Here is a 3,696-nt window from a genome sequence, read left to right as displayed (position 1 = left end):
CCCGCCCGTCCGCGTCCCGCCCGCCGGCCCTGCGCCCGACGGCACCGCGCCCGGCGGCTCCACCCTCGACGGGTCGGCTGCGGACCGCCCGGACGACATCGGGCCCTGCGGCCTCACAGCCCCCACACGGCGAAGGTCAGCACGTTGTGGCCGATGTAGAACGCCAGCAGCGCGAGCAGCAGCAACGTGGGGTGACGGTCCACGAAGGTCATCGCCTGCGGGGCCTCGCGCCTCAGCTCGGCGGGGGTGATCGCATCGATGTGCTCGATGCGGATCCCCGCCTCGCGGGCCCGCTGCAGCGCCATCCGCTGCGCCCTCTCGCCGAAGAAGCGGCTCGAGACGGCGAGGAGCCGTCGACCCTGGTGGTCCAGCACGTAGACGCCGTCGTAGGCGGTCTCCGGCGGGTCGAGCGCCTCCGCGGAACCGGAGTCGCGGGCGATGTCCCGCACCGCGATCACGGAGCCGACCTCGGTCCAGCGGGCCCTGAGCGTGGGCCGGAAGAGGCTGCGCAGCTCGAAGCCGTCCTCGTCCAGCTGCAGCCACAGGGTCACCACCCGCAGGGTCATCACGCCAGAGACGACCGCGACCAGCACCCACAGCACCAGCGGGAGGGTGAACAGGGCATCGTGCATGAGCTCCGGATGGCGCCAGAGCCGCTGCCCGACGAAGCTGATGATCACGAGGAACTCGAGCACGACCGCGAACACGAGGCCGATGATCAGCGCCCCGATCACCACAGCCGCGGGCGGCCCGTAGGTCCGCGTGGGGAGGTCCCCTCCGGCGGCCGGGGGCAGCGTGTCCGGCGTGCTCGTCACCACTGCTCCTCCGACTCTCGTTCCCAGGACGGTCCCGGCGCATCCCGGCCGGGTCCGCTCATCTTAGGACTCGCACCGGATCGGCGAGCGCATTGACCAGAGGAACGGACGTGCCCGTCGGACCTGGTGGGACCAGGGTCGACGGGCACGTCATGGGAGGGCCGGGAGGCCGGGTCCTCCTCGCGCTCCTCGCGCCGGTCACGGGCAGCCCGGTCCCTGCGAGCTCGGTCCAGTCGAAGGGCATGACCCCGCGCGCACGACGAGGGGGCGGGCGGCGCGGGTCTCCCCGCACCGCCCGCCCCGTCGGGTCGGACGCGATCGACGGACGCCGATCGTCGACTCGGAGGATCAGGCCTCCTCGTCCTCGTCCTTCTTCTCGATGACCAGGGTCTCGGTGGTCAGCACCATGCCCGCGATCGAGGCCGCGTTCCGCAGGGCGGAGCGGGTGACCTTGACCGGGTCGATGATGCCGGCGGAGACCAGGTCGACGTACTCGCCGGTCGCGGCGTTCAGGCCGGTGCCGACCTGCGCCTCCTTGACCTTCTCCACGACGACGTAGCCCTCGAGGCCCGCGTTCTCGGAGATCCAGCGCAGAGGCTCGACGACCGCACGGGCCACGGCGCGAACGCCCACGGCCTCGTCACCGGTCAGGCCGAGGTCGTCGACCAGCACGGAGGACGCCTGCACGATGGCGGAGCCGCCGCCGGCGACGATGCCCTCCTCGATGGCAGCGCGGGTCGCGGAGACCGCGTCCTCGATGCGCATCTTCTTCTCCTTGAGCTCCACCTCGGTGTGAGCCCCGACCTTGATCACGGACACGCCGCCGGCCAGCTTCGCGAGGCGCTCCTGGAGCTTCTCGCGATCCCAGTCGGAGTCGGTGTTCTCGATCTCGGCACGGATCTGCGCGACGCGATCGGCCACGGCCTGGTCGTCGCCGGCCCCGCCCACGATGGTGGTCGAATCCTTGGTGACGACGACGCGGCCGGCGTGACCGAGCACGTCGGTGTCGACGGTCTTGAGATCCAGGCCGAGGTCGGAGGTGACGACCTGGGCGCCGGTGAGCACGGCGATGTCCTGGAGCATGGCCTTGCGGCGGTCGCCGAAGGCGGGAGCCTTGACGGCCGCTCCCTTGAAGGCGCCGCGGATCTTGTTGACGACCAGCGTGGACAGGGCCTCGCCGTCGACGTCCTCGGCGATGATGAACAGCGGCTTGCCGCTCTCCACCACCTTCTCGAGCAGCGGGAGGATGTCGGCCACGGCTGAGATCTTGCCCTGGTGCAGCAGCACCTGCGCGTCCTCGAGGACGACCTCCTGGCGGTCCGCATCGGTGACGAAGTGCGGGGAGATGAAGCCCTTGTCGAACTGCATGCCCTCGGTGAAGTCGAGCTCCATCGCGGTGGTGGAGGACTCCTCCACCGTGATGACGCCGTCCTTGCCGACCTTGTCGAAGGCCTCGGCGAGCAGGTCGCCGATCTCGCGGTCCTGGCTGGAGACCGAGGCGACCGACGCGATCTGGGCCTTGCCGTCGACCGGGGTCGAGATCTCCCCGAGCTTCTCGGAGAGCGCCTCGACGGCCTTCTCGATGCCGCGCTTGAGGGCGGCGGGCGCCGCGCCCGAGGCGACGTTGCGCAGGCCCTCGTGCACGATGGCCTGGGCGAGGACGGTGGCAGTGGTGGTGCCATCACCGGCCACGTCGTTGGTCTTGGTCGCGACCTCCTTCGTGAGCTGAGCGCCGAGGTTCTCGTAGGGATCCTCGAGCTCGATCTCACGGGCGATGGTCACGCCGTCGTTGGTGATGGTGGGGGCGCCCCACTTCTTGTCGAGGACGACGTTGCGGCCCTTGGGCCCGAGCGTCACCTTGACGGTGTTGGCGAGCTTGTCCACGCCCCGCTCGAGCGCGCGGCGCGCGTCCTCGTTGTACAGGATCTCCTTGGCCATGGATCAGGCCTCGATGATCGCGAGGATGTCGCGCGCGCCGAGGACCAGGAACTCCTCGTTGCCGTACTTGAGCTCGGTGCCGCCGTACTTGGAGAAGACGACCTTGTCGCCGACCTTGACGTCCATGGGGACGCGCTCGCCCTTGTCGTCGAAGCGACCGGCGCCGACGGCGACGACCTCGCCCTCCTGGGGCTTCTCCTTCGCGGTGTCCGGGATGACCAGGCCGGAGGCGGTGGTCTGCTCCGCCTCGAGCGGCTTGACGACGACGCGGTCCTCGAGGGGCTTGATGGAGACCGACATGCGGCTCACTCCTTCATGAAGAGACTGACTCTGGATGAGTTCGGGGTCGGGTCCCGGGTCCGATCGTCGTCGCGGTGCCGACCGGTGCGGGTCCCTCGCGGCAGCTTCTGGCACTCTCGGCCGTCGACTGCCAACGGCGCCCACTGTAGGACGATGGCTGGCACTCACGCAAGGCGAGTGCTAAATCTGGGCCGGGCGTCGGCTCGGCGCGTCGCGCTGCACGCGTCGCCGCAGGCCACGCGCCAAGAGAAAGCCACGCGCGTGCACGCCGTGTCCCGACTCCGCCGGCTCCGCGGCTCCGGAGAGCGCGGCGACCGAGTCCACGACGACCCGGTTGCCGCACCTCCCGTTCCGCCCCTTCCCCCTTGTGCTGCGCAGCCCCTCGGGGTCGACGTCGAGGCTCCGACCCCGAAGACCACAACCCCTGCTTCGCCCGCCCCCACACCCCGAAAGGCTCGTGGGATGCCCAGGTCACACCCTTTTTGTGAACCCGATAACTTGTCGTCCCCGAAGGCGTGACGCCACGCCTCGCGCGCGATAGGACTGGGGATGTCGAGACCGACGGCGCACCTGCGATCCAGGGCCCGTCCGCAACGCTCACACCCCTCCGACCCCGAGGAGATCCTCCATGGCCTTCATCCGC

At 70.2% G+C, this 3,696-nt stretch carries 3 protein-coding genes; all 3 read right to left on the bottom strand.

Annotated features, from left to right (window positions below; translation table 11 throughout):
* Positions 1–113: 113 nt before the first annotated feature.
* Entirely contained in the window at positions 114–815 is a 702-nt protein-coding gene (locus tag HMPREF3159_RS04935) for a hypothetical protein (protein ID WP_070499938.1), read from the bottom strand.
* A gap of 348 nt (positions 816–1,163) precedes the next feature.
* Positions 1,164–2,753, bottom strand: a complete 1,590-nt coding sequence (groL, locus tag HMPREF3159_RS04930) for a chaperonin GroEL (RefSeq protein WP_070499937.1) — start codon at positions 2,751–2,753, stop codon at positions 1,164–1,166.
* A 3-nt stretch (positions 2,754–2,756) separates the two neighbouring features.
* Positions 2,757–3,053, bottom strand: a complete 297-nt coding sequence (gene groES / locus HMPREF3159_RS04925) for a co-chaperone GroES (protein WP_010551191.1) — start codon at positions 3,051–3,053, stop codon at positions 2,757–2,759.
* Between the last annotated feature and the right edge of the window lie 643 nt (positions 3,054–3,696).

It is taken from the genome of Brachybacterium sp. HMSC06H03, from assembly GCF_001807385.1.
In the GTDB taxonomy this organism is placed as follows: domain Bacteria; phylum Actinomycetota; class Actinomycetes; order Actinomycetales; family Dermabacteraceae; genus Brachybacterium; species Brachybacterium conglomeratum.
This window is presented reverse-complemented; position numbering and strand designations above follow the sequence as displayed.

What these genes read in the sequence shown, in the direction of transcription:
- groL (WP_070499937.1), bottom strand. Translation starts at nt 2,753, where the DNA reads ATGGCCAAGGAGATCCTGTACAACGAGGACGCGCGCCGCGCGCTCGAG.
- groES (WP_010551191.1), bottom strand. Translation starts at nt 3,053, where the DNA reads ATGTCGGTCTCCATCAAGCCCCTCGAGGACCGCGTCGTCGTCAAGCCG.